This is a genomic window from Pelagimonas sp. (assembly GCF_050633425.1).
In the GTDB taxonomy this organism is placed as follows: Bacteria; Pseudomonadota; Alphaproteobacteria; order Rhodobacterales; family Rhodobacteraceae; genus Pelagimonas.
Genome location: NZ_JBOEGM010000004.1, coordinates 474857 through 499027 on the forward strand (window position 1 = coordinate 474857; position 24171 = coordinate 499027).

The following is a 24171-nucleotide window of genomic DNA, read 5'->3' on the forward strand; positions in this document are numbered from 1 at the left end:
CGCCCTAGCCGTCACAGCCGCGAATATCGACCGGCATGGAGCCACCCAAAACCGTGATTCTCAAACGTGAGCGATCCAGCGCAAAAGCGTCGCCGTTCATATGGGCCATTTGCGCCTCGGCCATAAGGCGGCTGCCTTCCCACCATGTTTTTGGTTCACCGACCCAGATTTCGGGGTTGGCGGTTTCGATCACGGTTTCTTCGCGGCCTGTTCCCTTGGGCATGGCGATTTGTGCCCGGACTGTCAGCCCGCTGGTCGCGGGGGAGACCGAACAAGACACGTTCGAAACGCCCGCATCTTCGGCACCATAGGGCTCATCCGCGAGGGCGGCGGCGATGGTTGGGTCTGGTTTGGTTTGGGCGGCAGGCAAGACAGCTTCGACGCGGACACGGTGCGGCAAGCAGACCTCTTTGCAGATGCCAATGTCGATGACGCCTTTCAGACGAGTGTCGCCAGACTTGTTCAGCTGAACGCGCAGAGGCAATGTGACTGAGCCGGAATAGCCGACCGAGCGCATGCCAGATTGGTGAAACACCTCGGGGGCGGGCCAATGCACACGGACACTTTGGGTGCCTTTGGCGCGTTTCCAGCGGAATTGTGGCGGAATGCCCGCGTCACCCGGCGCACGCCAGTAGGTTTTCCAACCGGGGGCGAGCTCAAGATGAAGCGCGGCCATATGGGAACCATCGGCCATACGCCAGCCGGGGCGCAGCTCAGCCCGGATGACATTTTCATAGCTTTCCGCAGCTGTGAGCGACGGCGTGATCATTGCCGCCATCATGGGGGCCATCATGGGGGCGATCAGGCCGGCAAGTGTGCGACCACAGGAGTGAAAATTGGGGCGGGCAATGGACAAGGCAGAGGTTTTCATTCCTTTGACATGGGGGTTTTTGCGGCGAAATGAAAGTCACATTCCAGCGATAGGATGCGTGATGCGCCTGATGGTTGTAAGGGGTGCATGCGGCACCTGTTCCCCTTGCGCCGTGGCCGTTGTCGGGCCATGCTGAGGGATATCTACTTGGAAAGGCCCGCGATGACGTTGAAAGACGTGACATCCCCGACGAACCTGACCGGGCATATGCTTATCGCGATGCCAGGCATGGGAGACCCCCGTTTCGATCTTAGCGTTGTGTTTATGTGTGATCATTCTGACGACGGCGCGATGGGGTTGATCATCAACAAATCCAGCGATGAGTTGGACATGCCGACTCTGCTGTCGCAGTTGTCGATTGATATGAAGGCCGATCTTGCGGACCATCAGGTGCACTTTGGTGGACCGGTCGAGATGGGGCGCGGATTTGTGCTTCATACGCCTGATTACAAATCGCTGGTGACCACCGTCGAGGTGCGTGACGATATCCATATGACCGCCACGCAAGACATCCTTGAGGATTTGGGTGCTGGCGAGGGGCCGAACAAGTGGATAATGGCGCTGGGCTATGCGGGTTGGGGGCCGGGGCAGCTTGAGGGCGAAATCGCCGCAAATGGTTGGCTGGTTTGCGAATCCGAGCCGAGCATCGTGTTTGATCGGCCAGATGGTGAGAAATGGAGTGCTGCGCTTGAGACATTGGGCGTTGGGGCCTTGGCCCTATCGGCCGAGGGTGGCCGTGCATGAGTGTTCACAAGGGTGCCGTGCCACGCCAAAACAAACGTCTCAACGTCAAGGGCTTATGAAATCTATGACACTTCCTGACATTTGGTCGAGCATCCGTATCGCTTGGAACCCGGACAATGCACCGTCTGATACGGCCATCGAAAACGCGACGCGCTTGCTTGGGATGATCAAGGGGGCCGGCAAGGGAGGCGGGCCGGATTGGGCCGGGCGCGGAGATTGGCCCACTGTGTGCCTGAATTGGACAGAGGCCAAGGTTGAGATCGAAGTCTATGACGACATGTTTCAGCTTTGCCAGTTCGATCCTGAGGATCATGCGTCAATCCGGGTGATCGACTATGAGGCAACGCCGGATGGCATGGTTGATCTGGTCGCAGCGCTTCGCTTTAGCGATCAGCTGCAGCCCGGTTAAGCCGGTCATTTATCGCGGTGCCCATGCCGGTGTCGGGAATGGGCGACACGGCGATTGTCGGGGTGCCGCGTGCATCCAACTGGTGCAGATATTCAAACAGATTGGCCGCCGCTTCGGTCAAATCGGCGCTGGGTGACAGGTTGAGATCGCATTCAACAGTGCCAAAACCAAGACGGGACTCGCCGTCACGCCATTCGGTTGCATTGAGACGCACCTGAGCGCGCGGCGCGTAATGCGATTTGATCTGACCGGGGGCCGAGATGGCGGCGGCTTCGTCGCGGGTGGCAACGGGTTTGCCAAGCACTTGGGCCAGTTCGGCGCGGGTCACGCCGCCCGGCCGCAGCAAGATGGGCGCGCCGACAAGGCCAAGGATCGTTGATTCGAGACCGACCGAGCACGCGCCGCCATCCAGCACCGCGTCGATTCGGCCCGTTAGGTCATTTTGGACATGGACGGCACGGGTCGGGCTGATGTGACCTGACGTATTTGCCGAGGGTGCCGCCACCGGGCCACCAAATTCCGCCAAAAGATCTTGCGCCAAAGGCGCGGCTGGAATGCGCACGGCCAAGGTCTCAAGACCGGCTGTGACCAGTTTGGACACGCCAGCATCGGGGCGGATCGGCAGAACCAAGGTTAAAGGGCCGGTCCAAAACGCGCGGGCGACCAGATCGGCGGCATCGGACCATATAACAAGGCGTTTGACCGCCTCGACCGAGGGCAAATGCACAATCAAAGGGTTGAAACTTGGGCGGCCCTTGGCCTCGTAAATGCGGGCGACGGCACGGTCATTGCACGCATCCGCACCCAGACCATAAACCGTCTCAGTCGGAAAGGCGACAAGGCCACCCTGAGCGAGGATTTCGGCGGCGCGGCTCAGGTCTTGGGCGCTTTGGCCAAGCCGCTCGGTGGGGATATTTGCCATCGTGGCCCTCATGTCCGTGACGCCGCGTTTCGGTTGAAGGCGGCGGCAGGCCAATTCATTTTGATTGTCGACACCTTTAGCTACAAGAGCGCTTGGCCAATGCCAAGCCATACGGGAGGCCCCATGACATACCGTGCCCCGCTGGATGATTTTCGTCTGCTGCTCAACCACGTTGTTGGTTTTGATGCGGTGGCTGGAACCGACCGTTTTGCAGATGCCACCACGGAGACGGTTGAGGCGATTCTGACCGAAGCGGCCAAGATGTGCGAAGAGGTGCTGGCCCCGTTGAATGCCAACGGTGATCTGGACCCGGCGGTGTTGGAGAACGGCAAATTGCGTTCGTCCAAAGGTTTTGCCGAAGGGTATGGTGCGATTGCGGATGGTGGCTGGGTCGCGGTGTCGGCTGACCCGGAATATGGCGGCATGGGCCTTCCAATGACGGTGACCAGCGCGGTGAATGACATGATGGTGTCGTCCTGCATGGCGCTGCATCTGAACCCGCTGATGACACAGGGCCAGATCGAAGCGCTGGAGCATCATGCCAGTGATGAAATCAAGGCGCTGTATCTGCCCAAGCTGGTGACAGGCGAATGGGCCGGGACAATGAACCTGACCGAACCGCAGGCCGGATCTGATGTTGGGGCCTTGTCGTCGAAGGCCGAGCCAAACGGCGACGGCACCTATAACGTCACCGGGCAAAAGATTTTCATCAGCTGGGGTGACAATGATTTCACCGAGAATGTGTGCCATCTGGTGCTGGCGCGCTTGCCCGATGGGGTGCCGGGAACCAAGGGGATCAGCCTGTTTTTGGTGCCGCGCCATATTCCCGATGCGGATGGCAAACCGGGTGTCGCCAATAGCCTCAAGGTGGTGAGCCTTGAGCATAAGCTGGGCCTGCATGGCAGCCCGACCTGTGTGATGTCTTTTGAAGGTGCAAAAGGCTGGCTGATTGGCCACGAGCATGACGGGATGCGGGCAATGTTCACGATGATGAACAACGCGCGTCTGGGTGTTGGGGTGCAGGGCGTCGGTATCGCCGAGCGCGCCTATCAGCAGGCGTTGGCCTATGCCAATGAACGCAAACAAGGCCGCAGCGCTGAGGGCACGATTATCGGTCATGCGGATGTGCGCCGGATGCTGGCGACGATGAAGGCCGATACATTCGCAGCGCGTGCGATTGCGCTGTCATTGGCGGTGGCGATTGACATGGGCAACGCAACCGGTGACGCGGAATGGCAGGCGCGAGCGGCGTTTTTGACCCCGATCGCCAAGGCCTTTGGCACTGATACCGGGAGTGCAGTGGCCAATATGGGGCTGCAAGTGCATGGCGGCATGGGATTTATTGAGGAAACCGGCGCGGCGCAATATGTGCGCGACGTGCGGGTGACGTCGATCTACGAAGGTACCAACGGCATTCAGGCGATGGATTTGGTTGGCCGCAAATTGATGGATGGCGGAGAGGCGGCATATCGTTTGCTTGATGAAATCGAAGCCTTTGCCGAAGGCGCGCGGGCGGCGATGCCAGAACTGGCCGAACCGGTTTGGCAGGCGTCCGAGAACCTGCGCGAAACCACTGAGGCCCTGGTTGCGCGCGACATGACGGATAGGTTCGCGGTTGCGGTGCCTTTCCTGAGCGGGTTTGCGCGGGTTTTGGGCGGGTATTTCCACCTATGTGCCGCGATGGCCAAACCGGACGGGGCCGAAGCGAAATTGGCACGGTTCTATATCACTCGGATGTTGCCAGAGCACGGCGGATTGCTGGCGCATGCCCGCGAAGGGGCAACCGATCTGATGGCTATTTCGCCCAGCGATCTGGCGGTGTAAGGGAGCAGTATGACAGATGTGATCCGCTACCCGTTTGAAACGCCGCCCGCACCGGGTGAGGCCATTGAAGTTGCTGACGGGGTGTTGTGGCTGCGCCAGCCGCTGCCGATGAAGCTTGATCACGTTAATCTCTATGCGCTGGATGATGGCGACGGCTGGACCATTGTCGACACGGGGTTCAGCACCCGCAAATCACGCCAGATTTGGCAAGATACGCTGGCTGGGCCGCTTAAGGGCAAGCCGGTGCGCCGGGTCATTGGCACGCATCATCACCCGGATCACATCGGGCTAGCCGGATGGTTCCAAAAGGAACATGGGGCCGAGTTGGTGATGACACGCACCGGGTGGTTGATGGCGCGGATGTTGCAACTGGATGTCCAGGAGTTACCGACCGAAGAGACCGTAACCTATTGGAAATGCTGCGGTATGGAGGCCGGGGAGCTGGCTGAACGACAGGCGGGGCGACCGTTCAACTTTGCCGATTGCGTCTATGAGATGCCGCTGGGTTTTACCCGGATCAAGCAGGATGACGTGATCCGGGTGGGCGGGCGCGACTGGGACGTGCACATTGGCAATGGTCACGCACCTGAGCACGCAACGCTGTGGTCGCGTGATTGCGACCTGGTCTTGGCGGGGGATCAAATCCTACCGTCGATCAGCTCTAATCTCGGGGTCTATGCCACACAACCCGAGGCCGATCCGGTGGGCGAATGGCTCGAGTCTTGTGAACGATTGTCGAAACTGGCGCGGCCCGAGCATCTGGCGCTGGGCGGGCATAAATTGCCCTTTACCGGCGTGCCGCAGCGGATGCGGCAGCTTATTGACAACCATCATGGTGCGCTGGACCGGCTGGTGACACATCTGGACACGCCGAAATCGGCGGGTGAGTGTTTTATTCCGCTGTTTAGGCGCAATATCAGCGGCGGTGAATATGGGTTGGCCTTGGTCGAAGCCATGGCACATTGCCTGCATCTTTGGCACGACGGCCGGGCGACACGCAGCCTTAGAGAGGATGGGGCTTGGGTCTTTGAGGCCACTTAACCTGCATCTGATACTTACAAAAAGTTGATCGGGTCTGGCATCTATTGTGATTCTTTGCCACTCAGGGATGTGAGACAGTTTCCGAGCGGTGTCTTTGCCGCCAGTGAGGGGATTTTATGACCGACCCAATTGCCACCGCAGCCGAAGCCCATGAGGCCGATGCCATACCACGCCGGATAGAGGTTCATACCGAAGGCGGGGCCATGCAGACGGATGATCTTCCCGATGCGGTGACGCAAAAACCGGTCAAACAGAAAAGCCCGGCGGAATGGGCCTATGAACGGCTGATTCTCTATATTCAGAACTTCGAAAAGCAGCTCGACAATGAACATGAAGTTGCCATGGGCTTTGCGGGCGGCGATGCCGGTGTTTTGCGGATCGAAGGCCTGGGCTTTTTCGACCCCGACATCGTGACTTTTTATGGAACTGATCCGACCGGCGCACGGACGCAGCTGATCCAACATGTAAGCCAGCTTAGCGTTATTTTGCGGGCGCTGCCCAAATCCGCCAAAGAAGACAACAGCCCACCGCGGCGGATCGGATTTCAATTGGCAAGCGAGTTGGGCAACAAGTGAGCCGCGACAACTGCGCAGTTTTGCACCGGTGACAGATCGGCAAAAATGCGCTAACTCCGGCTGGAAACGCTTAGAATACACGACAAGAATAGGACGACACACATGGCCGAACATAAGCATGGCAGCATGGATATCTCTGTGCAGGAAAAAACCTTTGATGGTTTCATCAATTTCACCATTCGCAGCTTGATGGCGATCTTTGTGATTGTTGTCATTTTGATCTTGTTTGGTGCCTAAGGCGCATTTTGTTCAATAGTATGAGGGAGAAGCTAATGGGACTGCGTTCCTTGGCATTGATTGTATTGGCCGCGCTGTCGCTCGCAGGCTGTGCGACTGATAAGGGGTTTCCTGACGCCTCTCCTGAACAAGCGTCCAAGGCGGCCTATGTGCATAATGGCCCGCCCGCGCTAACGCTTTATACGATGATTTCCAACAGTTCTGGGTCAGGGGCGCATACCAGCCTGATGATCAACGGAAATCAGCGGGTCGTTTTTGATCCGGCTGGATCTGTGCGCATGGCGCATATGCCCGAGATCAATGACGTGCTGTATGGAATTACGCCGCGCATCAAGGATTTCTACGAACGTGCCCACGCGCGCAACACCTATCACGTGCGCATTCAGCGCATTGAGGTCTCTGCTGAGGTTGCGCAAAAGGCCATTCGGCTCGCGCAAGCGGCAGGTCCGGTTCCATCTGCACAATGCGCCGCATCGACAGCGCGGATTTTGTCGCAATTGCCGGGCTTTGAGAGCATCAAAGGTACGTGGTTTCCAAACAACCTAGCGGACCAATTGGCGACTATTCCGGGTGTCAGCGAACGCATTTTGCGTGAAAATGATGCCGATGACAAAGCGATCGCCATTCGTGAGTTTGAAGAAGAGCTGGCTCAGGAAGGCCAGTAAGCTGCAGCGATCATCACGGCGGCCCCGGTTGCGAGGGCCCCGTAAACGCTTTTGCTAAAGTACCCCACAAGAACAGCTGACACGGCCGCGATCAGGCGGATCGGGTCGGTGTGTCCGCCGGTGGCAGCGGGCCAAACCACCAGAGGTGTGACCAAAGCCGTCAACACGGCCACAGCGGTATAGCGCAGGTGACGGGTGATCCAATCGGGCATGACACGATCACCAACCAACCCCAAAAACAAGAAGCGTAGCCCAAAGGAACCAATGGCCAGCGCGATGATGACAATCCACAACTCGGTTTTGTCGATCATGCCAGCCCCTCTTGCTTGTCTTGTCGGCGTTCCAGCTCAGCCCCGGTGATCATGCCGCCGAGCGCTGCAAAAATCAGGCCAAGGTTAAACGGCACCCAAACCAGCGCCAAAGCAAGCAGGCAGGACACCAGCGCCGCACCTTTGTGCGCCTGTGTTTTGAGGGTCGGCGCGATCATGGCGATAAAGGCAATGGGCAGCGCGAAGTCGAGGCCGTTCTCAGACGGGATTGATGCGCCCAGCCAAGCCCCCAACCCGGCGCACAGATACCAGAGCGGGCAGACTGGGGTCATGACACCAAGGAAATATGCGAATTTCTGATCGACGGTTTCTTTGGGGTGCTTTTCGTAATCCAGAGCGGAGGCCGCATAGGTTACGTCGACGATGAAATAGGCGGCGATGACCCGTTTCCAAAGCGGCAAAGGCCCCAAATAGGGCACCAAAGCCGCCGAATACATCGCCATGCGCAGATTGACGATGAGCGCCGAGGCGATGACCACCACCAAGGGTGCGTTTTCGTTCATCAATTGCAGCGCGGCAAACTGGGCGGTTCCTGCGATCACCGCGATCGAAAATGCGACGGTTTCAAACACTGACAGGCCCGATTCCGTTGCCAATACCCCGAACAGCGTCGCGAATGGCGCGATCATTAGGAAGAAGGGCAATCCGTCACGAAAGCCTCTCCAATAGCTTGACATCACATCGCTCTGCGCCATGACTTACCCCCAGCCCTAGACCCATAGCCGTAGCCAAGGCCCGAGACATATGCAATTGCCCAAAAACGATTATCTCATCGCGCCAGATCCCAGCGCCGCGCGTTTGACGCGGGCTGTGTCGGGGACAGATCACACCGGCGCGCCGGTCGATGTGTCGGTGGTCGAAGAACGCCCCTTGACGATCTACCTGAACCGGCAAGAGATCGTGACGGCGATGACGATTGGCGACTACCCCGAATATCTGGCGCTGGGGTTTTTGCGCAATCAGGGGATGCTTGGCGATAGCGAGGACATCACCGGCGTTGATTATGACGAAGAGCTTGAGGTTGTTGTGGTGCGCACGGCGTCCGAAACGACCTACGAAGAAAAACTTCAGAAAAAGACCCGCACAAGTGGCTGCGCGGTTGGCACGGTGTTTGGCGATATGATGGAAGGGTTGGATCAGGTTGAACTGCCTGCATCCGAGCTCCGGACCTCGTGGCTGTATGCACTGGCGCAGCGGATCAACACCACGCCGTCTTTGTACCTTGAGGCCGGGGCGATCCATGGCACGGTGCTCTGTCAGGGTGATAGGCCCTTGGTCTATATGGAAGATGTCGGGCGCCATAACGCGGTTGATAAGATCGCCGGTTGGATGCTGTCCGAAGGCGTCTTAGGCGGTGACAAGATGCTTTATACCACCGGGCGGCTGACCTCGGAGATGGTGATCAAAGCGGCGCTGATGGGCATTCCGGTGCTGGCGTCCCGGTCTGGCTTTACCGCATGGGGCGTTGAAATCGCCCGTCAAGTCGGCATGACCTGCATCGGCCGGATGCGCGGCAAACGCTTTGTGTGTTTGAGCGGAGAGGAACGCCTTGTCCGCGATATCGACCCTGATAGCGTTCCTGAAGAGGCCAAGAAGTCACGGCGGAAGGCGTCGGAATGAACCCCGAAGCCGTAAAATGGGTTCTTGTTGGGTTTTCACTCTTTGTTGGGGTGATGGTGTGGGGCCTTACCTGCTTTTGGAGATCATGGTCCGGTTTGTCACGTTACTTCATCGAAATGCAAAACACCCCGTTGGAAAAGCTGCGGGTTTTGGGTTGGATCGATGCTAACCCGATGAACATCTACCATAGCGGGCGTTTGAGTGGTGTCGGAAACGGATGGGCATTTCGGGTGCTTTTGCTGCGACTCTTGATTTGGGGCCATCCACCGGCGGTGCCTCACAGCCCTGCGGCAACAGGCGCATTGCGACAGTTTCGACTCTGGTCCTTTCTTAGAACCCTTCCGGTTTTGACTTTTCTCATTGTCATCATTGCCGCAATTGGCATCAGTGGTAATTGGTTGGCACTGCCATTTTTCATTGGCTGCCTTGTCTCATTGATTGTCGCATCCCCTTGGCCGAAGGAAATTGAATGAAACAACCCGTTGGAATGATCCTTGCTGGTGGTCAGGCGACCCGGATGGGTGGTGGTGACAAGGGGTTGCTGCCACTTGGTGGGCAGACGCTTTTGGATCGGGTGATTGAGCGGATTGAACCACAGGTGGCGGGGTTGGCGTTGAATGCCAATGGCGATGCGGTGCGGTTTGATCGCTTCCGATTGCCGGTTGTGCCCGATAGCATCGCCGAATTTCCCGGCCCTCTTGCCGGGGTTCTGGCCGGGATGGATTGGGCCGCGTCGCGCGGGGCCGATACGGTTGTGACGGTCGCCGCCGACACGCCGTTTTTCCCCGGTGATCTGGTGCCGCAATTGTTGCTGGCCGCGGATGGGCAAGAGCACCCGTTGGTTATGGCCACCACTCCGCGCGGCGAAGGTAAAGTGCTAAAATCCGGCGGTGGGCGCAAGGTAAACCGGCACCCGACCTTTGGCATTTGGCCGGTTGCACTGCGCGATGATCTGCGCGCAGCGTTAAACGATGGGCTGCGCAAAGTGGTGCTTTGGACCGACAAACATGATGGCCGCGAGGCGCTGTTTCCGGTGCACAGATTTGATCCGTTTTTCAACGTCAATACGCCCGAAGATTTGGCGGTGGCCGAAGGGTTTTTGACATGAGAGTGTTTGGCGTCACCGGATGGAAGAATGCGGGCAAGACCGGGTTGATGGAGCGGCTGGTGTCCGAGATCACAGCACGCGGGTTTTCGGTAAGCACGGTCAAGCATGCCCATCACGCCTTTGACGTCGATCACGAGGGGCGCGACAGTTACCGGCACCGCGCGGCGGGCGCGCAGGAGGTGATGCTGGCCTCGGGCGTGCGTGTGGCGCAGATGACCGAATTGCGTGGCGATGCAGAACCGCCCTTGGATGCGCTTTTGGCGCGGCTCAAACCCGTCGATCTGGTGTTGATCGAAGGGTATAAACGCGAGGGGCATCCCAAGATTGAGGCGTTTCGAGAGGTAGCGGGACATGATTTGATTGCGCCCAAGGATGCGACGATCAAGGCGGTGGCGTCGGATGTCACGTTGGACGTGGACCGACCGGTTTTTGATTTAGATGACACAGCGGCGATTGCGGATTTTGTTTTGCGCTCTGTTGGGTTGATCGAGGATACGCCGCAACCGACATCCGCTTTAAAACCTCCGCCGTTGAAAAACGACTGTTTTGCGCTGCCTCCCGGTGTGAATTGGACGCCGGTTGATGAAGCGTTGGAGGCACTGCGGGATCGGTTGAAACCCGTTGTTGGGCAAGAGGTTGTGCCACTGATGCAGGCTGCTGGCCGAGTTTTGGCCGTGGATTTGGTGGCGAAACGATCCAACCCGCCGCTGCCAAATACCGCCGTGGATGGCTATGGCTTTGCCGGTGGGGTCCCGGGTGAGGCGGTCTTTCCCTTGGTCGAAGGCCGGGCTGCGGCGGGAGTGCCGTTTCAAGGCATAGTGCCTGCTGGTCATGCCATCCGCGTGTTGACCGGCGCGGCACTTCCCGACGGCGTGGACACCGTTGTGCTCGAGGAAGATTGCGCGATCAGCGATACGCAAATTGCGTTCAACGGCCCGGTCAAACAGGGGGCGAACACCCGCAAGGCAGGTGAGGACATGGCCGAGGGTGACATCGCGTTGCCCATTGGCCGGGTGTTGACCCCAGCGGATTTGGCCTTGGCCGCGGCAATTGGGTTTGGCGCGTTGCCGGTATATCGCCCGCTGCGCGTTGGGGTTTTGTCGACCGGGGATGAATTGGTTGAACCGGGACAAGAGGCCCAACCGGGGCAAATCTTTGATGCCAATCGCCCGATGCTTTTGGCGGCGATTGCGCGATTTGGCTATGAGGCCGTTGATCTTGGTCGGGTGGCTGATAGCCGGGAGGCTTTGCGGGGTCAGTTGGACGACGCAGCGGCCAAGGTGGACGTTATCTTGACCTCCGGCGGGGCATCCGCGGGCGATGAGGATCATGTTTCGGCGTTGTTGCGAGAAAGCGGAGCCTTGGCGGAATGGCGGATTGCATTGAAGCCGGGTCGGCCTTTGGCGCTTGGGATATGGGGCGGGGTGCCGGTGTTTGGCCTGCCGGGGAACCCGGTTGCCGCCTTTGTCTGTACCTTGATATTTGCACGCCCGTCGTTGTCTGTTTTGGCCGGGAGCGGTTGGCGCAAGCCTGCGTATTTTGATCTGCCAGCGGCGTTTGCCAAGCGCAAGAAACCGGGGCGGCGTGAGTATCTGCGCGCGCGTATGCGGGATGGCCGGGCCGAAGTGTTCAAGTCTGAGGGATCGGGGCGCGTGTCTGGCCTGAGCTGGGGCGAAGGGTTGGTCGAGCTTGGCGATGAGGCGCGTGATATAGCCGAGGGCGACTTGGTTCGGTTCTATCCATATGGTAGCTTTAGCCTGTAAACTTGTGAGTGGAGAGTAGTCGGTGACCCATGTTTTACCGTCGCAGCGGCGTAGTTTTCTGACGTATACCGGCATGGAAACCTATCTGCTGTATTCCAAAGGGCTTGATCTTCCGGGGTTTGCGATCTTCCCGCTGTTGGAAACCGACGAAGGGCGCAGCCAATTGCGCCAGATTTATAGCCGCCAGTTGTTGATCACCAGTTCGCTTGGGCTTGGCTCGATCCTCGAGGCCCCAACGTGGACGGCACATCGGGATCGTGGCGGCGCGCTTGGCTATTCACCGCAAAGATTGCGCGAGCTGAGCATTCAGGCGATTGGCCTGATTGAGGATATTCGCAGCGCCTATCAGGACGAAGATCACCAAGATCGGTTCGACACGCCCTGTTTGCTCAGTGCGAATATCGGGCCGCGCGGTGATGCCTATGCCCCCAGCGATCAAATGAGCGCGAAAGCCGCTGAGTTTTATCACCTTGAGCAGATTTCGGCTTTGTCCCAGACAAATCTGGATTTGGTGACGGCCTATACAATCGGCTATCCGAACGAGGCCGTCGGTATCGTTAACGCCGCCATGTCGTTGGATCTGCCGGTGGTGATTTCGTTTACTGTTGAGCTTGATGGAAAGTTGCTTTGCGGCATGTCTTTGGCGGATGCCATTGCCGAGGTGGACAAGCAAACCAACAGCTATGCCAGCTATTTTATGGTGAATTGCGCCCATCCCGACCATTTTGGAGATGTGCTGCGCGCTGGGGTTTGCCCGGAGCGGCTTCAAGGGATTGTCGCCAATGCGTCGCGCTGTAGCCACGCCGAGCTTGAGACCGCTGAAACGCTTGATTCCGGCGATCCGACTGAATTGGCGCGGCAGTTGTCGGCGTTTAAGCTCGCCAATGATCAGATCACCGTTTTAGGCGGCTGTTGTGGCACCGATATGAGCCATCTGATTGATATAGGAATGCGAATGCGGTCGATCGACAATAGCGCTTGAGCGCGCAGGTCAGTCAAACGTGCCAGCAACACGTCCCAAAAGCATAAAGGCGCGCGAGGTGCGGGTGCCTGCCAGTTCCTGAAGTTCGGCGTCACTGGCATGTTGTTCGAATTGAACGATATTTTGATCGTATCGGCGCAGGAAATGATGCGCGGCATCGCGGAAAATCGGATCTTGTTTCATGCGCCCGGCAGTGAGGGCCAGCGATGAACGATCACGGACGCCCCCCAAGGCGGCAACTTCGCGGCCCCGTTTGCCATGGGCAAAGGCGCGCCACACTTCAGGGCGGGCGAGATCGGGGCGCAGGTCATCCATGTAGATGCCGTCTTGGCTCATCAGGGTCAAAACATCCTGCGCGGCTTGGATCAGCTGCGCGGCCTGACGATCTTTGAGAGCACGACGCAGGGCGGCAAAACCTTCGGTATCATCGGCGGTTTCGGGGAAGTGCAGGGCGCGGATGAAGTCTTCGTTCGAAAGCGGAGGACGGTGCGCTTCGGCAGGGGTGCCAAGCGACAGGGCGGGCTGATCTTCTTCGACAGGCGGGTTTGGCTCGGGCGCGATTTGCTGAACAGGATCGGCCTGACGCATGCCGACAAGCATCGCCAGAGTGGTTTCCTGGTTCTTCTGAGTGCTGGCGATTTCGTCGAGGCGTTTCAGCACCGCAGGGTGGGGCGTTTCGTTGCGGCCGGTCTGGGCTTGGTTGACATAGGCCTGACGGATCGCATCAATCGCGGCGGCCAAACGGGCGCTTTCTTCGCGCATCACACGGGTTGAGCGGACCGTCATCGCGGCGACCCAAATCAAGGCAACCGGCATCATAATGACCATTGCCTTGAGCAAAAAGCTCATGCCTTGGGATTCGCTTGGTTCGCCGGTCAGGAAATAGCTGCCCGACAAGAGCAGCCACACGATAGTGGCCGCCAGCGCCGCCATTTCGATCGAGGTGATCCCCGATACGGCGGTGCGGTCATACAGACCAGCAGGGGTCGGGCGGGCTTCTTTACGGTCGGCCATGCTGCTTTGGCTACTTAAAAACGACGTCGAGGATTTCGTAGGACTTGACCCCACCGGGGGTGCGCACTTCGACGCTGTCGCCTTCTTCTTTGCCGATCAGGCCGCGCGCGATAGGAGATTTGACGTTGAGCAAGCTCTTTTCAATATTGGCCTCGTGTTCGCCCACGATCTGCCACGTCTTTTCTTCGTCGGTGTCTTCGTCAACCAAGGTCACGGTTGCCCCAAATTTGATCGAGCCGGACAAGGTGGTGGGATCAATCACTTCGGCAAGCGAGATCACGCCTTCAAGTTCTTTGATGCGGCCTTCGATAAAGCCCTGCTTTTCCCGCGCAGAATGGTATTCGGCATTTTCTTTCAGATCGCCCAGCTCACGTGCTTCGGCGATGGCCTGAATGATGGTCGGGCGCTCAACGGATTTGAGCTGTTTGAGTTCGGTTTCCAAATCGGTGAAACCGGCGCGGGTCATCGGGAACTTGTCCATCTCGTACTATCCGTTCTTCTTATTCGTGTTGGGCGGGCGGTCCCATGGGCCCATCCCCGTATCGGCCACAATGTGCGTATGCCCCGGTGCATTGCAACAGGACAATGATAAAGTCCAGCAAAAGGCGGCGTTTTACTGCCCGTCGGCGTTTGTTGGCTAGAGTTCCGGGCAGCCGGTGCCGCCAATTCCATCTTCGCCTGACTGACACGGATCAATAGATTCCATCACAACGGGTTCAGCTTGGGGGGCAGGCGAGGGCGCTTTGAGCTGATCTAATGGCGCGGAACAGGCCGCCAGGCCAAGCGCCAAGAGGAACGCAAAAAAGAGTCGGGTCATTGGCGGGCAACCTTGGTTGAGAAGAAATAGGCCCCGGCGCGAAAGCGATGAGTGCCGGTGTTGTCGTTTTGGGCTTTCATCGCGCTGGCCTGGGTGTTGAGGTCGGTCAAGAGCGCGGTTTGACCCGTCTGGTAGGCTGTATCAAGCGCGTCGATCTGTGTTTGGGTGAGGCCGGTGTAATGCACTGCCCGTTCAAAATGGGCCGGGTCAGCGCCCAGCACGTTTTCGCAGGCGGCCATCAGGTGATCCCCGGTGTTTTCGGACAGGTATGACATTTGTTCGTCGCTGCCGCGCAACGGAACATAGGCGGCTTCGATCAGCGTAATGTCCTGGCCCACCGCAACGGTTCCCGCCGCTTGCAATGTGTCAAGCATGGTGCGGGGGTGGATATCTTGCCGGATGTCGCGCGCCAGTGCTTCAAAGGATGGGGCCGGGCCATTGCGGGGCAGGGCGATGGGCAAGCCGTTTTGGGTGAGATCCGGGTCGCTTTGCCATTTGGCCACAAGCCGACTGAGCGGATTGGCGCGGGGTGCCTTGCGTTCAAAAGCCCGCAGGCGCGCAATATCGCGGCGTTGCAAGCCGGTCATGACAGACAGACGGCTGTCGGTGATTTTTCCACCGATTTTCTCGCGGGCTGCCTGTTCTTGCGCCGCTTGGACGTAGTGGCCCTTTAGTCTTTCTGACAGTTCAGAAAAGGCGACACCGCGTGCTACCATCAGGCGGGCCAAAGCGGCGAGGATTGAGTCGAACATGGCTGGCATAATGTGCAGATTGCACATTTTGGTTGCCAGAAGCAATGGCTTTGAGTTAATGTGCATTTAGCACATTTTCAGGAGGTGTGGTGATGACAGGCGCTTTGATGATTGCAAGACGGCATAAAACAAAGGGGCGTTTGCTGGCCTTGATTGCCTGCGCAGGGGTTCTGGCCGGTTGTTCCGCCCCTGACAGCCTGTCCGATTTTGACGCAGGAACAAGCTCTGCACGAAAATCTGCCGACGCGGCGATGGTAGAGCCGGCTTTGGCAGAGGTCGCAGCTGAACCGATGATGGCTCCTGAAGCACCAGCCATCGGAACGTCGCCCCGCGCCCGCCGAGGTGTTGTGACTGCTGGTGACATTGATGATGCGCTGAACCTGCCTGCGTTCAAGCGTTACCAAGCGCGGGCGGCCAAGGAGCTTGACCTGCCCCGCGCCAATTTGCTCACGCCGATCCAAATCCAGATGGTTGGTCCAAATGGCAAGCCTGCGCCGGGGGTATCTTATAGCCTGCGCACCGTGGGGACACCGGACCCGTTTCACAAAGGCTATTCTGGTGTTGATGGGCGGATTTCGGTCTTTCCGGCCTCGCTCGGGGCGGGGCGGCAAAACAAGGTTGAGTTGCGCGCCTTTGACAATGGTGAAGAGGTTCTGCGCGAGGTGATTGGCGCGGGCGGATGGAGCCAGGTGACGGTTCCGGCGACGGATGGTTGGAACCCGGATTTTCTCGACCTGGTGTTTGTCTTTGATACAACGGGCAGCATGGGCGATGAGCTGGCTTGGTTGACCAAGGAATTTTCAGGCATCGTTCGGCAAGCGCGCCGTGCTGCGCCGGGTGTGAATATTCGCTATGGGTTGGTCGCCTATCGCGATGAGGGCGATGCCTATGACGTGCAAAATTATGGGTTTACCGACCAGAAGCGGCAGATGCAGAGCTGGCTCAAACGGCTGATCGCCGATGGCGGTGGCGATTACCCTGAGGCGGCAGATCGCGCTATGCAAGCAGCGGTGAATCTCGATTGGCGGCGTGGCAAGGGCGAGCGGATCATCTTTCACATCGCGGATGCACCGCCACATAAACAAGACGCCCTGTCCTATATCCGCGCCGCGCAAGTTGCCGCTGGCCAACAGGTACAGATCTTTGGGCTTGGGGCCAGTGGGGTGGGTGCCGAGAGCGAATACCTGATGCGACAGGCGTCAGTTTTGTCTGGGGGGCGTTACATGTTCCTGACCGATGATTCAGGGGTTGGATATAGCCACGCAGAGCCCAAAATCGCCTGTTATCAGGTGACGACGCTCAAGGATTTGCTGGTGCGGGTTCTGGCCTCAGAACTTAGCGGCCAACGTCAGGAAGCCGCGAGCCAAGCGGTGATCCGAGAGGTGGGCAATTACAAAAACGGGCAATGCGCGCAATAGATCAGGGCGGTACAGAGCCTGTCATTCCTGACATTTGACTTGCTTGGTGGCTGTCTTACGCTGTCGGCATTATTGCCAAAAGTGAGAATTGCCATGATCTGTTTCAAACCTGCCCTTGCGGGACTGTTGTTGTTTGCCGGAATGACCCATGCGCAGGGTATCGAAAGCATGAGCGTGTCGCCTGATGGGCAAACCGTTTTGATAAGCGCTGCGAACCGTGTGGTTTATACGGTTGGGGCTGACACGCTTGAGGTATCGAGCCGCCGCTATATTCCTGAAATGGTGCGACAGATCATTCACAGTGACGATGGCGCGTTGGTCTATCTGCGGGACGAAGAAGAACAGCTGATCGCGTATAATAGTGCCGATATGGCGCAAGTCTGGCGGATCGAGGGGGCCGATGAGGTCGTTTATGATGGTGTAAACGGTGTTCTTGCGGTGCTGGATGAACATTGGAAAGACGATTCCATTCGTTTGGTGGCGGCCGACACTGGCAACCAGATGACGCGCGTGGCGCTGGGCAAGATCAAATCAGACATGCTGGCGCTTGGGCCGGACGCGAAATCGGCGCTGATCCTGACGCAAAGCTCCAAAAGCGATGTGGAGACCAGCCAAGAACAGCCCGCAGACCTGAACAAACTGCAAAAGGCTGAGTTTAAGCAAAAGACCGATGGCTATGTCTCGACGGTGATCACTGTCGATTTTGATCTTGGCGAATTCACCACATCCGAGAGCCATTACCGCGTTTCTTATCCGCATCAGGTTCGGATGATGGGCGACAAGATGATGGTCCTGCGTTCGAATATTGATAGTGCGCTGGTCGGGGCGGATGGTTCGGCCAAATTGATTGATCTGGGAGAGGATTATTTCAATGCCGCGATGGTTGATAATGCCGGCAAGACCTTTGTTCTGACCAATGGCGTCGATCTGCGCTTTGTTCCTGTGGATGGCGGATCGGCCGAAGGTTTGTTGACGGCGCAGCGTTTGCCCGGTGGACCCGCAGAATGGGTGACGGCGACCGCCGAGGGCAAAGACGGCACGCTGTATTTTGGGACAAACGCATCGCGCCTGTTCAAAGTTTCGGCGGATCGCGGTTCGGTGCAAGCGGTGGCGGTCTACTAATCCCAAGCAAATGAAGGAGTTTGTTAGCGCTGACGGTTCGCCGCAGCGCGCGAATCTTTGGTTGCGATGCCCAGAGCGTTCCCCGGCGCCTTCGTCCCTGCTCCAAGGCACCGGGCAAGGAAATTACGTGAAAACGTCGTTTTTCTTTAACATTCTGTTGCATTCGTTCAAACCGACGCCGTGTTCTGATTGACCAATGCTGCGCTGCCGCGCTACCTCTGCACCGGAAGAAAAATAGCCAATTCCCGGGAGGACACCGGCATGAGCGACGTGCAACGCGAGTCGATGGAATATGATGTTGTGATCGTAGGCGGCGGGCCAGCAGGCCTGTCTGCGGCGATCCGTCTAAAGCAATTAAATGCCGACCTTGAGGTCGTGTTGCTTGAGAAGGGCTCAGAAGTGGGCGCGCATATTCTGTCTGGTGCCGTTCTTGACCCGTCGGGCCTTGATGCGCTGATCCCGGATTGGAAAGAAAAGGGCGCGCCGCTCAATACGCCGGTGACCGAAGACAATTTTTACATGCTGGGTGAAGCGGGCCAGATCCGTGTGCCGAATGCACCTATGCCACCGTTGATGAACAACCACGGCAACTACATCGTTTCGATGGCCAATGTGTGCCGTTGGATGGCCGAACAAGCCGAAGCGCTGGGCGTCGAAATCTTTCCCGGCATGGCCTGTTCCGAGCTGATCTACGGTGACAATGGCGAAGTACGCGGTGTTGTTGCCGGGGAATTTGGCATCGAAGCCGATGGCAGCAAGGGCCCAAATTACGAGCCGGGCATGGAGCTGTTGGGCAAGTACGTGTTCCTGGGCGAAGGCGTGCGCGGTTCCCTGTCCAAAGAAGTGATCGAGAAATATGACCTGCAGGCCGGTAAAGAGCCGCAGAAATTCGGTCTGGGTATGAAAGAGATCTGGGAAATTGACCCAGCCAAGCACAAAGAAGGCACCGTGACCCACACGATGGGCTGGCCTTTGGGCGGCAATGCCGGTGGCGGTTCCTTTATCTATCATATTGAAAACAATCAGGTCTATGTTGGGTTTGTGGTTCACTTGAACTACAAAAACCCGCATCTGTACCCCTATATGGAATTCCAGCGCTTTAAGCACCATCCGATGGTTGAAAAGCTTCTCGAAGGGGGCAAACGGGTGGCCTATGGTGCGCGGGCGATCTCTGAAGGTGGCTATCAGTCGATGCCGAAAATGGTTGCTCCGGGTGTTGCGCTGTTGGGCTGTTCGGTAGGCATGGTCAACGTGCCGCGCATCAAGGGCAACCACAACGCTATGCTGTCCGGCAAAGCGGCGGCCGAAGCGGCATTTGCCGCGATTGGCGCAGAACGTCAGGGTGACGAGCTCAGCGATTATGAGACCGAAGTGCGTGAGGGCGCTATCGGGGCTGACCTTAAAAAGGTACGTAACGTCAAACCGTTGTGGTCGAAATGGGGCCTGACGGCATCGTTGGCTCTGGGCGGTTTCGATATGTGGACCAACACCTTTGGGTTCTCGCTCTTTGGGACGATTGGGCATGGCAAAAATGACGCTGAAAGCACCGGCGCAGCAGCGGCGTATGAGCCGATTGATTACCCCAAACCCGATGGCAAGCTGAGCTTTGACCGGCTGACCAACGTGTCGTTCTCCTTTACCAACCACGAAGAGAGCCAGCCTGCGCATCTAAAGCTAACCGACGAGAATACGCCGGTGATGGTGAACTTGCGCCAGTATGACGAACCTGCACAGCGCTATTGTCCGGCGGGTGTGTATGAAATTGTGAAGGAAGACGGGAAAGATCCGCGCTTTGTGATCAATTTCCAAAACTGCGTGCATTGCAAAACCTGCGATATCAAAGACCCGAGCCAGAACATCACCTGGACGGTGCCGCAGGGGGGCGACGGGCCGAACTATCCAAATATGTAAGCGTTAAACCCACCTTCATCTTTGACTGCGACACTTCCGACAGGGAATGCATGGTTGAAAGATGAAGGTACGGGATTCTCGCTGGCCCAGTTCTTGGGCGTTTGAGCTTCACACGCGCGAAGAGGCCTTTCTTGCGCGTGTCACAAATGTAAGCGCGTCAGGCTTGCGATTTGACGGTCAAGTTGGGGCCAGACCCGGCCAAACTGTAAAGTTTAAGGTCTTGGGCGAGGTCATCACTGGCCGGATTATTCGCGTCAGCCTAAGCGGCGGAGCACTTGCGTTTCGTAAGAAACTAGACGCACGGCAACTGTCGATCATGCGGCAAGTACGGGCTTTTCACGATCTTTGACAGGCAAATCGCCCCCCTATGGTCTGGAATGACAGCCTTGTCACTGCTGTGTGATTGCTTTGGCCTTGCGGTGGCCTTAGGCTTGAGTCGACAGTGCTTATAACAAAGGGGCGCATAGTGGCATTTTGGGCAAACACAATTCGTGCAGCAGTGATGGCAGCTGGAGTTTGGCTGCCGGTTAGCGCCGGAGCCAACGGGATTTCCGGTGACTACCTTGCCGCCCGGCAAGCCAGTTTCATGGGCGATTTCAAGACGGCGGCGCATTATTACGGCCGTGCCATAATGTTCGACCCTGACCGCCCCGAACTGTTGGAGCGCGGTGTCTTGGCCAATCTCGCATTGGGGCAGGTTGAAACGGCCTCGGGTTTAGCCCAACACATGGCTGATTTGGGTCTCACCAGCCAGATCGCGCAAATGGCGACCGTGGCTCGTGATGCGAAATCCGAAAACTATGCTGCTGTCTTGCAGGCAATCACCGAAAAACGCGCCCTTGGTCCGCTTGCGGATGGCTTGGTTCAAGCCTGGGCGCAGCTTGGTCAAGGCGACATGAGCGCGGCCATTGTCGGATTTGATGACGTCAAAAAGATCCAGGGTTTGGGTGGGTTTGCAGTCTACCACAAGGCGCTTGCGCTGGCGTCGGTGGGCGATTTCGAAAACGCTGAATCGATTTTTGCGGCGGATGGTGCCGGTGGCTTGGGGCTGACCCGGCGCGGGGTGATGGCGCATTGTGAAATTCTAAGCCAACTTGATCGCAACGACGATGCCATCGCTTTGCTCGGACGGGCTTTCGGACGTGATCTTGACCCGGAGTTGGACGCAATGCGCTCGGCATTGGAAGCGGGGGAACAGCTTACCTTTACGCATATCAAATCGCCCCGCGATGGTATTGCTGAGGTGTTTTATTCGCTCGGCGGTGCGCTCTCGAACGAAAATAATGATGAGTTGACGCTGATTTACACTCAAATCGCTGAATATCTGCGCCCTGATCACGTCGATGCGATTCTGCTAACGGCCGAAGTTTTGGATGCGATGGAGCGGTATGAGCTGGCTGTCACAACCTATGCCCGCGTTCCCGAAGAGGACAGTTCGCATCACGCGGCGGAACTGGGGCGCGCCGCAGCCTTGCGGGCGCAAGATAAGAACGATGAGGCCATTGCGGTTCTGCAAAGCCTAAGTCAAAGCCACAGTGACTTGCCGGTTGTGCATTCGACATTGGGCGACATGTATCGAGCGGATGAAAAATTTGTAGAAGCCAGCGCGGCTTACACCAAGGCGATTGATCTCTACGAAGAGGTCACGGATCGCCAGTGGTTCTTGTTCTATACGCGCGGAATTGCAAATGAGCGTCAAGACAATTGGGATGCGGCGGAAGTCGATTTCCGCAAAGCGCTTGAGCTGAATCCAGAACAGCCGCAGGTTTTGAACTATCTCGGCTATTCTCTGGTGGAAAAGCAGATGAAGCTGGATGAGGCGCTTGAAATGATTCAACGCGCCGTCGCCAAGCAGCCCAATGCTGGCTACATTGTCGATTCGCTCGGCTGGGTGTTGTACCGTCTGGGCCGATACGAGGAAGCGGTGCCGCATATGGAACGGGCCGCTGAACTGATGCCAATCGACCCTATTGTAAATGACCATCTGGGCGATGTGTATTGGGCCGTTGGCCGGGTGCGGGAGGCTGAGTTTATGTGGAAACGCGCGCTAAGCTTTGCTGATTGGGAAGAGGCGGCCGAAGAAGCCGATGTTGATCGTATTCGCCGCAAACTTGAGGTTGGGCTTGATCAAGTTCTATCCGAAGAGGGTGCGGAGCCGTTAAAGGTGGCGAATGGCGATTGAGGTTTTTGCGCCTGCAAAAATCAACCTGACTTTACACGTGACTGGCCAGCGGGATGATGGATATCACCTGCTGGATTCACTGGTTAGTTTTGCAGATATCGGCGATCGTTTGACTGTTGCCAAGGCAGACGAGATGCGTATCGACGTTACGGGCCCTTTTGCAAAAGGGGTGCCGACGGATCGGCGAAACCTGTGCTGGCAGGCGGCGGAACTGTTCGGTGAAACTGTTGCTATCACGCTTGAAAAAAACCTGCCCCATGCGGCCGGGATCGGTGGCGGATCTTCTGACGCAGCGGCGGTGTTAAAGGCGATGGAGCAGTTGTTTGACCGGCCATTCGACGGTGATGCGCTTTTGCTCGGCGCGGATATCCCTGTCTGCCAGATTGCCAGCGCCACGCGAATGCAAGGTATCGGCGAGGTTTTGAGCCCGATAAAAATTCCACCTCTTGAGGCGATTTTGGTTAATCCGGGCGTTTCGGTCCCGACGCCTAGAGTATTTAAGGGTTTAGAAAGAAAGAATAATTCGGAAATGGATATGATGCCGAAAACCCATCGTTCTTCTGACTTTTGGACGTGGCTAGCAGATCAGCGCAATGACCTTGAAGCGCCAGCAATAGCCGCCCAACCCATCATTGCGGATGTTTTGCGTGAGTTGTCGTTTCTAGGCGCACGAATTGTACGCATGTCAGGATCAGGTGCCACGTGTTTTGGGTTATTTGAAGCGCGCGGGCACCACGAGGCGGTCTATCGCGATCTGAAACAACGCCGCCCAGAGTGGTGGGTGGAATATGCGACGCTGACGTGACTTTGGGTGGCGCGTTTGCCTCGGCGAGCCGACCAGATCAGCTCACCCGAGACACGACAAAGTCGTTCAGTTCGATCAACAAGTCGCGCAATTCGCTTTGCGGCAGAACGGCCATGGCCTTTTTGGCCTTTTCAGCCCAAGCCAACGCCTCTTGGCGGGTCTCTTCCAAGGCACCGTGCTTGTTGAGCAACTCAATCGCATGTTCGAGATCGCCATCGCGCTGATCACCTTTTTCGATGACCCGTTTCCAAAAGGCGCGCTCTTCGTCATTGCCTTTGCCGATCGCCTTGATCAGAGGCAACGTCAGTTTGCGCTCGCGAAAATCATCCCCGACGTTTTTGCCGGTGGCGTCAGAGCCCCAATAATCGAGCAGGTCATCGACGATCTGAAACGCAATGCCCAATGCGTCGCCGTAATCAAACAGGGCTTTGATTTCATCCTCGGGGCGGCCAGCGATAACTCCGCCGACTTCGGTCGCTGCCGAGAACAGCGCAGCGGTTTTGCCGCGGACAACCTGTAGATACGTCGCTTCGGTGGTCGAGAGGTCCTGGGCGGCGGTCAGTTGCAAGACTTCGCCCTCGGCAATGGTTGCTGCCGCATTGGATAGAATGCGCAACACATCCAGATTGCCGGTCTCTGTCATCAGCTGGAACGATCGGGCAAACAGGTAATCGCCGACCAGAACGCTTGATTTGTTGTCCCACAAAAGGTTGGCGGTCGGGCGGCCGCGTCGTTTATCGCTTTCGTCGACGACGTCATCATGCAGCAGCGTTGCGGTGTGAATAAATTCAACAGTGGCGGCCAGATGCACATGGTAGGGGCCTGTGTAGCCGCACATGCGCGCCGCGGCTAAGGTCAACAGGGGGCGCAGACGTTTGCCGCCTGCCTCAACCAAATGGGCTGTGACCTCGGGGATGCGCGGCGCGTGTTCCGATGCCATTCGCGTGCGGATCAACGTGTTCACGTCGGCCATATCGTCGTCGAGCATCGCTGCCAGACGCTCATGCGGTTTTAGTGGTGTTTGCTCCACGCTCATCACACTCCCGTGCAAGGGTCGACA

General features: G+C 57.5%; 27 protein-coding genes. 18 read left to right on the plus strand and 9 right to left on the minus strand.

All coding sequences use genetic code 11. The features are described from left to right. Window positions 1-4: 4 nt before the first annotated feature. On the minus strand, window positions 5-871 hold the full coding sequence (locus ACRBB0_RS04215) for a protein-disulfide reductase DsbD domain-containing protein (protein WP_431373148.1): 867 nt from the start codon (window positions 869-871) through the stop codon (window positions 5-7). 162 nt (window positions 872-1033) lie between these two features. On the opposite strand from ACRBB0_RS04215, the gene ACRBB0_RS04220 reads away from it, so the two are divergent. Together ACRBB0_RS04220 and ACRBB0_RS04225 are read left to right on the plus strand one after the other, a co-directional pair. After that, the gene (locus ACRBB0_RS04220) at window positions 1034-1615 is read left to right on the plus strand and encodes a YqgE/AlgH family protein (protein ID WP_431373149.1); all 582 of its coding nucleotides are present in this window, start codon (window positions 1034-1036) and stop codon (window positions 1613-1615) included. A gap of 64 nt (window positions 1616-1679) precedes the next feature. Then, complete coding sequence (locus ACRBB0_RS04225) at window positions 1680-2024, plus strand: hypothetical protein (protein WP_431373150.1); 345 nt, start codon at window positions 1680-1682, stop codon at window positions 2022-2024. Here ACRBB0_RS04225 and ACRBB0_RS04230 read toward each other — a convergent pair. After that, window positions 1999-2946, minus strand: coding sequence for an L-threonylcarbamoyladenylate synthase (locus ACRBB0_RS04230; RefSeq protein WP_431373151.1), 948 nt, complete (start codon window positions 2944-2946; stop codon window positions 1999-2001). The genes ACRBB0_RS04225 and ACRBB0_RS04230 overlap by 26 nt on opposite strands. Before the next feature lie 123 nt (window positions 2947-3069). Here ACRBB0_RS04230 and ACRBB0_RS04235 point away from each other — a divergent pair, with 123 nt between their 5' ends. From ACRBB0_RS04235 to ACRBB0_RS04255, 5 genes are all read left to right on the plus strand, one after another. Continuing rightward, window positions 3070-4770, plus strand: a complete 1701-nt coding sequence (locus ACRBB0_RS04235; RefSeq protein WP_431373152.1) for an acyl-CoA dehydrogenase — start codon at window positions 3070-3072, stop codon at window positions 4768-4770. A 9-nt stretch (window positions 4771-4779) separates the two neighbouring features. Beyond that, complete coding sequence (locus ACRBB0_RS04240; RefSeq protein ID WP_431373153.1) at window positions 4780-5811, plus strand: MBL fold metallo-hydrolase; 1032 nt, start codon at window positions 4780-4782, stop codon at window positions 5809-5811. 116 nt (window positions 5812-5927) lie between these two features. Next, complete coding sequence (locus tag ACRBB0_RS04245) at window positions 5928-6386, plus strand: DUF6173 family protein (protein ID WP_431373154.1); 459 nt, start codon at window positions 5928-5930, stop codon at window positions 6384-6386. A gap of 102 nt (window positions 6387-6488) precedes the next feature. Continuing rightward, window positions 6489-6623 carry an aa3-type cytochrome c oxidase subunit IV gene (locus ACRBB0_RS04250; RefSeq protein ID WP_431373155.1) on the plus strand — a complete coding sequence of 45 codons (135 nt, stop codon included), beginning with the start codon at window positions 6489-6491 and terminating at the stop codon, window positions 6621-6623. 35 nt (window positions 6624-6658) lie between these two features. After that, window positions 6659-7288: a hypothetical protein gene (locus tag ACRBB0_RS04255; protein ID WP_431373156.1), complete on the plus strand. Its 630-nt coding sequence runs from the start codon at window positions 6659-6661 to the stop codon at window positions 7286-7288. On the opposite strand, the gene ACRBB0_RS04260 is transcribed toward ACRBB0_RS04255, so the two are convergent. Both ACRBB0_RS04260 and ACRBB0_RS04265 read right to left on the minus strand, forming a co-directional pair. Further along, entirely contained in the window at window positions 7273-7599 is a 327-nt protein-coding gene (locus ACRBB0_RS04260) for an AzlD domain-containing protein (RefSeq protein ID WP_431373157.1), read from the minus strand. The genes ACRBB0_RS04255 and ACRBB0_RS04260 overlap by 16 nt on opposite strands. Then, a complete protein-coding gene (locus ACRBB0_RS04265; protein ID WP_431373158.1) occupies window positions 7596-8312 on the minus strand; it encodes an AzlC family ABC transporter permease in 717 nt (238 codons plus the stop codon). Before ACRBB0_RS04265 ends, ACRBB0_RS04260 begins: the two co-directional genes overlap by 4 nt. Window positions 8313-8361: 49 nt before the next feature. On the opposite strand from ACRBB0_RS04265, the gene ACRBB0_RS04270 reads away from it, so the two are divergent. The 5 genes from ACRBB0_RS04270 to ACRBB0_RS04290 are packed head-to-tail and all read left to right on the plus strand — an operon-like array spanning window position 8362 to window position 13090. Continuing rightward, the gene (locus tag ACRBB0_RS04270) at window positions 8362-9237 is read left to right on the plus strand and encodes a formate dehydrogenase accessory sulfurtransferase FdhD (protein WP_299935931.1); all 876 of its coding nucleotides are present in this window, start codon (window positions 8362-8364) and stop codon (window positions 9235-9237) included. After that, complete coding sequence (locus ACRBB0_RS04275; protein WP_431373159.1) at window positions 9234-9710, plus strand: hypothetical protein; 477 nt, start codon at window positions 9234-9236, stop codon at window positions 9708-9710. Before ACRBB0_RS04270 ends, ACRBB0_RS04275 begins: the two co-directional genes overlap by 4 nt. Next, on the plus strand, window positions 9707-10345 hold the full coding sequence (mobA, locus tag ACRBB0_RS04280) for a molybdenum cofactor guanylyltransferase MobA (protein WP_431373160.1): 639 nt from the start codon (window positions 9707-9709) through the stop codon (window positions 10343-10345). The genes ACRBB0_RS04275 and mobA overlap by 4 nt, the downstream gene beginning before the upstream one ends. Beyond that, window positions 10342-12108: a bifunctional molybdopterin-guanine dinucleotide biosynthesis adaptor protein MobB/molybdopterin molybdotransferase MoeA gene (locus ACRBB0_RS04285; RefSeq protein ID WP_431373161.1), complete on the plus strand. Its 1767-nt coding sequence runs from the start codon at window positions 10342-10344 to the stop codon at window positions 12106-12108. Before mobA ends, ACRBB0_RS04285 begins: the two co-directional genes overlap by 4 nt. A gap of 22 nt (window positions 12109-12130) precedes the next feature. Next, window positions 12131-13090, plus strand: a complete 960-nt coding sequence (locus ACRBB0_RS04290) for a homocysteine S-methyltransferase family protein (RefSeq protein ID WP_431373162.1) — start codon at window positions 12131-12133, stop codon at window positions 13088-13090. Window positions 13091-13099: 9 nt separating this feature from the next. On the opposite strand, the gene ACRBB0_RS04295 is transcribed toward ACRBB0_RS04290, so the two are convergent. The 4 genes from ACRBB0_RS04295 to ACRBB0_RS04310 form a co-directional block, all read right to left on the minus strand. Continuing rightward, window positions 13100-14104 (minus strand): hypothetical protein, encoded by a 1005-nt coding sequence (locus ACRBB0_RS04295; RefSeq protein ID WP_431373163.1) that lies wholly within the window; start codon window positions 14102-14104, stop codon window positions 13100-13102. 10 nt (window positions 14105-14114) lie between these two features. After that, the gene (gene greA, locus ACRBB0_RS04300; RefSeq protein ID WP_431373164.1) at window positions 14115-14585 is read right to left on the minus strand and encodes a transcription elongation factor GreA; all 471 of its coding nucleotides are present in this window, start codon (window positions 14583-14585) and stop codon (window positions 14115-14117) included. A 156-nt stretch (window positions 14586-14741) separates the two neighbouring features. Then, window positions 14742-14921 (minus strand): hypothetical protein, encoded by a 180-nt coding sequence (locus ACRBB0_RS04305; RefSeq protein ID WP_431373165.1) that lies wholly within the window; start codon window positions 14919-14921, stop codon window positions 14742-14744. After that, on the minus strand, window positions 14918-15700 hold the full coding sequence (locus ACRBB0_RS04310) for a DUF6502 family protein (RefSeq protein ID WP_431373166.1): 783 nt from the start codon (window positions 15698-15700) through the stop codon (window positions 14918-14920). The genes ACRBB0_RS04305 and ACRBB0_RS04310 overlap by 4 nt, the downstream gene beginning before the upstream one ends. Window positions 15701-15765: 65 nt before the next feature. Here ACRBB0_RS04310 and ACRBB0_RS04315 point away from each other — a divergent pair, with 65 nt between their 5' ends. The 6 genes from ACRBB0_RS04315 (at window position 15766) to ACRBB0_RS04340 (ending at window position 23111) form a co-directional block, all read left to right on the plus strand. Further along, window positions 15766-17091, plus strand: a complete 1326-nt coding sequence (locus ACRBB0_RS04315) for a vWA domain-containing protein (protein WP_431373167.1) — start codon at window positions 15766-15768, stop codon at window positions 17089-17091. A 93-nt stretch (window positions 17092-17184) separates the two neighbouring features. After that, a complete protein-coding gene (locus ACRBB0_RS04320; protein ID WP_431373168.1) occupies window positions 17185-18213 on the plus strand; it encodes a hypothetical protein in 1029 nt (342 codons plus the stop codon). 261 nt (window positions 18214-18474) lie between these two features. Then, window positions 18475-20124, plus strand: a complete 1650-nt coding sequence (locus tag ACRBB0_RS04325; RefSeq protein ID WP_431373169.1) for an electron transfer flavoprotein-ubiquinone oxidoreductase — start codon at window positions 18475-18477, stop codon at window positions 20122-20124. A gap of 61 nt (window positions 20125-20185) precedes the next feature. After that, window positions 20186-20473 (plus strand): hypothetical protein, encoded by a 288-nt coding sequence (locus tag ACRBB0_RS04330; RefSeq protein ID WP_431373170.1) that lies wholly within the window; start codon window positions 20186-20188, stop codon window positions 20471-20473. Between the two features lie 153 nt (window positions 20474-20626). Continuing rightward, window positions 20627-22306 carry a tetratricopeptide repeat protein gene (locus ACRBB0_RS04335; protein ID WP_431373233.1) on the plus strand — a complete coding sequence of 560 codons (1680 nt, stop codon included), beginning with the start codon at window positions 20627-20629 and terminating at the stop codon, window positions 22304-22306. Continuing rightward, window positions 22296-23111, plus strand: a complete 816-nt coding sequence (locus ACRBB0_RS04340) for a 4-(cytidine 5'-diphospho)-2-C-methyl-D-erythritol kinase (RefSeq protein ID WP_431373171.1) — start codon at window positions 22296-22298, stop codon at window positions 23109-23111. The genes ACRBB0_RS04335 and ACRBB0_RS04340 overlap by 11 nt, the downstream gene beginning before the upstream one ends. 37 nt (window positions 23112-23148) lie before the next feature. Here ACRBB0_RS04340 and ACRBB0_RS04345 read toward each other — a convergent pair whose 3' ends face one another. Then, complete coding sequence (locus tag ACRBB0_RS04345) at window positions 23149-24147, minus strand: polyprenyl synthetase family protein (RefSeq protein ID WP_431373172.1); 999 nt, start codon at window positions 24145-24147, stop codon at window positions 23149-23151. Between the last annotated feature and the right edge of the window lie 24 nt (window positions 24148-24171).

Bases quoted from the DNA above. Each gene is read 5' to 3' on its own strand.
- ACRBB0_RS04335 (WP_431373233.1), top strand. From the start codon at position 20,627: ATGGCAGCTGGAGTTTGGCTGCCGGTTAGCGCCGGAGCCAACGGGATT.
- ACRBB0_RS04265 (WP_431373158.1), bottom strand. From the start codon at position 8,312: ATGGCGCAGAGCGATGTGATGTCAAGCTATTGGAGAGGCTTTCGTGAC.
- ACRBB0_RS04315 (WP_431373167.1), top strand. From the start codon at position 15,766: ATGACAGGCGCTTTGATGATTGCAAGACGGCATAAAACAAAGGGGCGT.
- ACRBB0_RS04295 (WP_431373163.1), bottom strand. From the start codon at position 14,104: ATGGCCGACCGTAAAGAAGCCCGCCCGACCCCTGCTGGTCTGTATGAC.
- ACRBB0_RS04250 (WP_431373155.1), top strand. From the start codon at position 6,489: ATGGCCGAACATAAGCATGGCAGCATGGATATCTCTGTGCAGGAAAAA.
- ACRBB0_RS04320 (WP_431373168.1), top strand. From the start codon at position 17,185: ATGATCTGTTTCAAACCTGCCCTTGCGGGACTGTTGTTGTTTGCCGGA.
- ACRBB0_RS04245 (WP_431373154.1), top strand. From the start codon at position 5,928: ATGACCGACCCAATTGCCACCGCAGCCGAAGCCCATGAGGCCGATGCC.
- ACRBB0_RS04340 (WP_431373171.1), top strand. From the start codon at position 22,296: ATGGCGATTGAGGTTTTTGCGCCTGCAAAAATCAACCTGACTTTACAC.
- ACRBB0_RS04275 (WP_431373159.1), top strand. From the start codon at position 9,234: ATGAACCCCGAAGCCGTAAAATGGGTTCTTGTTGGGTTTTCACTCTTT.
- ACRBB0_RS04240 (WP_431373153.1), top strand. From the start codon at position 4,780: ATGACAGATGTGATCCGCTACCCGTTTGAAACGCCGCCCGCACCGGGT.
- ACRBB0_RS04325 (WP_431373169.1), top strand. From the start codon at position 18,475: ATGAGCGACGTGCAACGCGAGTCGATGGAATATGATGTTGTGATCGTA.
- ACRBB0_RS04215 (WP_431373148.1), bottom strand. From the start codon at position 871: ATGAAAACCTCTGCCTTGTCCATTGCCCGCCCCAATTTTCACTCCTGT.
- ACRBB0_RS04285 (WP_431373161.1), top strand. From the start codon at position 10,342: ATGAGAGTGTTTGGCGTCACCGGATGGAAGAATGCGGGCAAGACCGGG.
- ACRBB0_RS04260 (WP_431373157.1), bottom strand. From the start codon at position 7,599: ATGATCGACAAAACCGAGTTGTGGATTGTCATCATCGCGCTGGCCATT.
- ACRBB0_RS04235 (WP_431373152.1), top strand. From the start codon at position 3,070: ATGACATACCGTGCCCCGCTGGATGATTTTCGTCTGCTGCTCAACCAC.
- ACRBB0_RS04225 (WP_431373150.1), top strand. From the start codon at position 1,680: ATGACACTTCCTGACATTTGGTCGAGCATCCGTATCGCTTGGAACCCG.
- ACRBB0_RS04220 (WP_431373149.1), top strand. From the start codon at position 1,034: ATGACGTTGAAAGACGTGACATCCCCGACGAACCTGACCGGGCATATG.
- ACRBB0_RS04305 (WP_431373165.1), bottom strand. From the start codon at position 14,921: ATGACCCGACTCTTTTTTGCGTTCCTCTTGGCGCTTGGCCTGGCGGCC.
- greA (WP_431373164.1), bottom strand. From the start codon at position 14,585: ATGGACAAGTTCCCGATGACCCGCGCCGGTTTCACCGATTTGGAAACC.
- ACRBB0_RS04255 (WP_431373156.1), top strand. From the start codon at position 6,659: ATGGGACTGCGTTCCTTGGCATTGATTGTATTGGCCGCGCTGTCGCTC.
- mobA (WP_431373160.1), top strand. From the start codon at position 9,707: ATGAAACAACCCGTTGGAATGATCCTTGCTGGTGGTCAGGCGACCCGG.
- ACRBB0_RS04230 (WP_431373151.1), bottom strand. From the start codon at position 2,946: ATGGCAAATATCCCCACCGAGCGGCTTGGCCAAAGCGCCCAAGACCTG.
- ACRBB0_RS04330 (WP_431373170.1), top strand. From the start codon at position 20,186: ATGAAGGTACGGGATTCTCGCTGGCCCAGTTCTTGGGCGTTTGAGCTT.
- ACRBB0_RS04345 (WP_431373172.1), bottom strand. From the start codon at position 24,147: ATGAGCGTGGAGCAAACACCACTAAAACCGCATGAGCGTCTGGCAGCG.
- ACRBB0_RS04270 (WP_299935931.1), top strand. From the start codon at position 8,362: ATGCAATTGCCCAAAAACGATTATCTCATCGCGCCAGATCCCAGCGCC.
- ACRBB0_RS04310 (WP_431373166.1), bottom strand. From the start codon at position 15,700: ATGTGCAATCTGCACATTATGCCAGCCATGTTCGACTCAATCCTCGCC.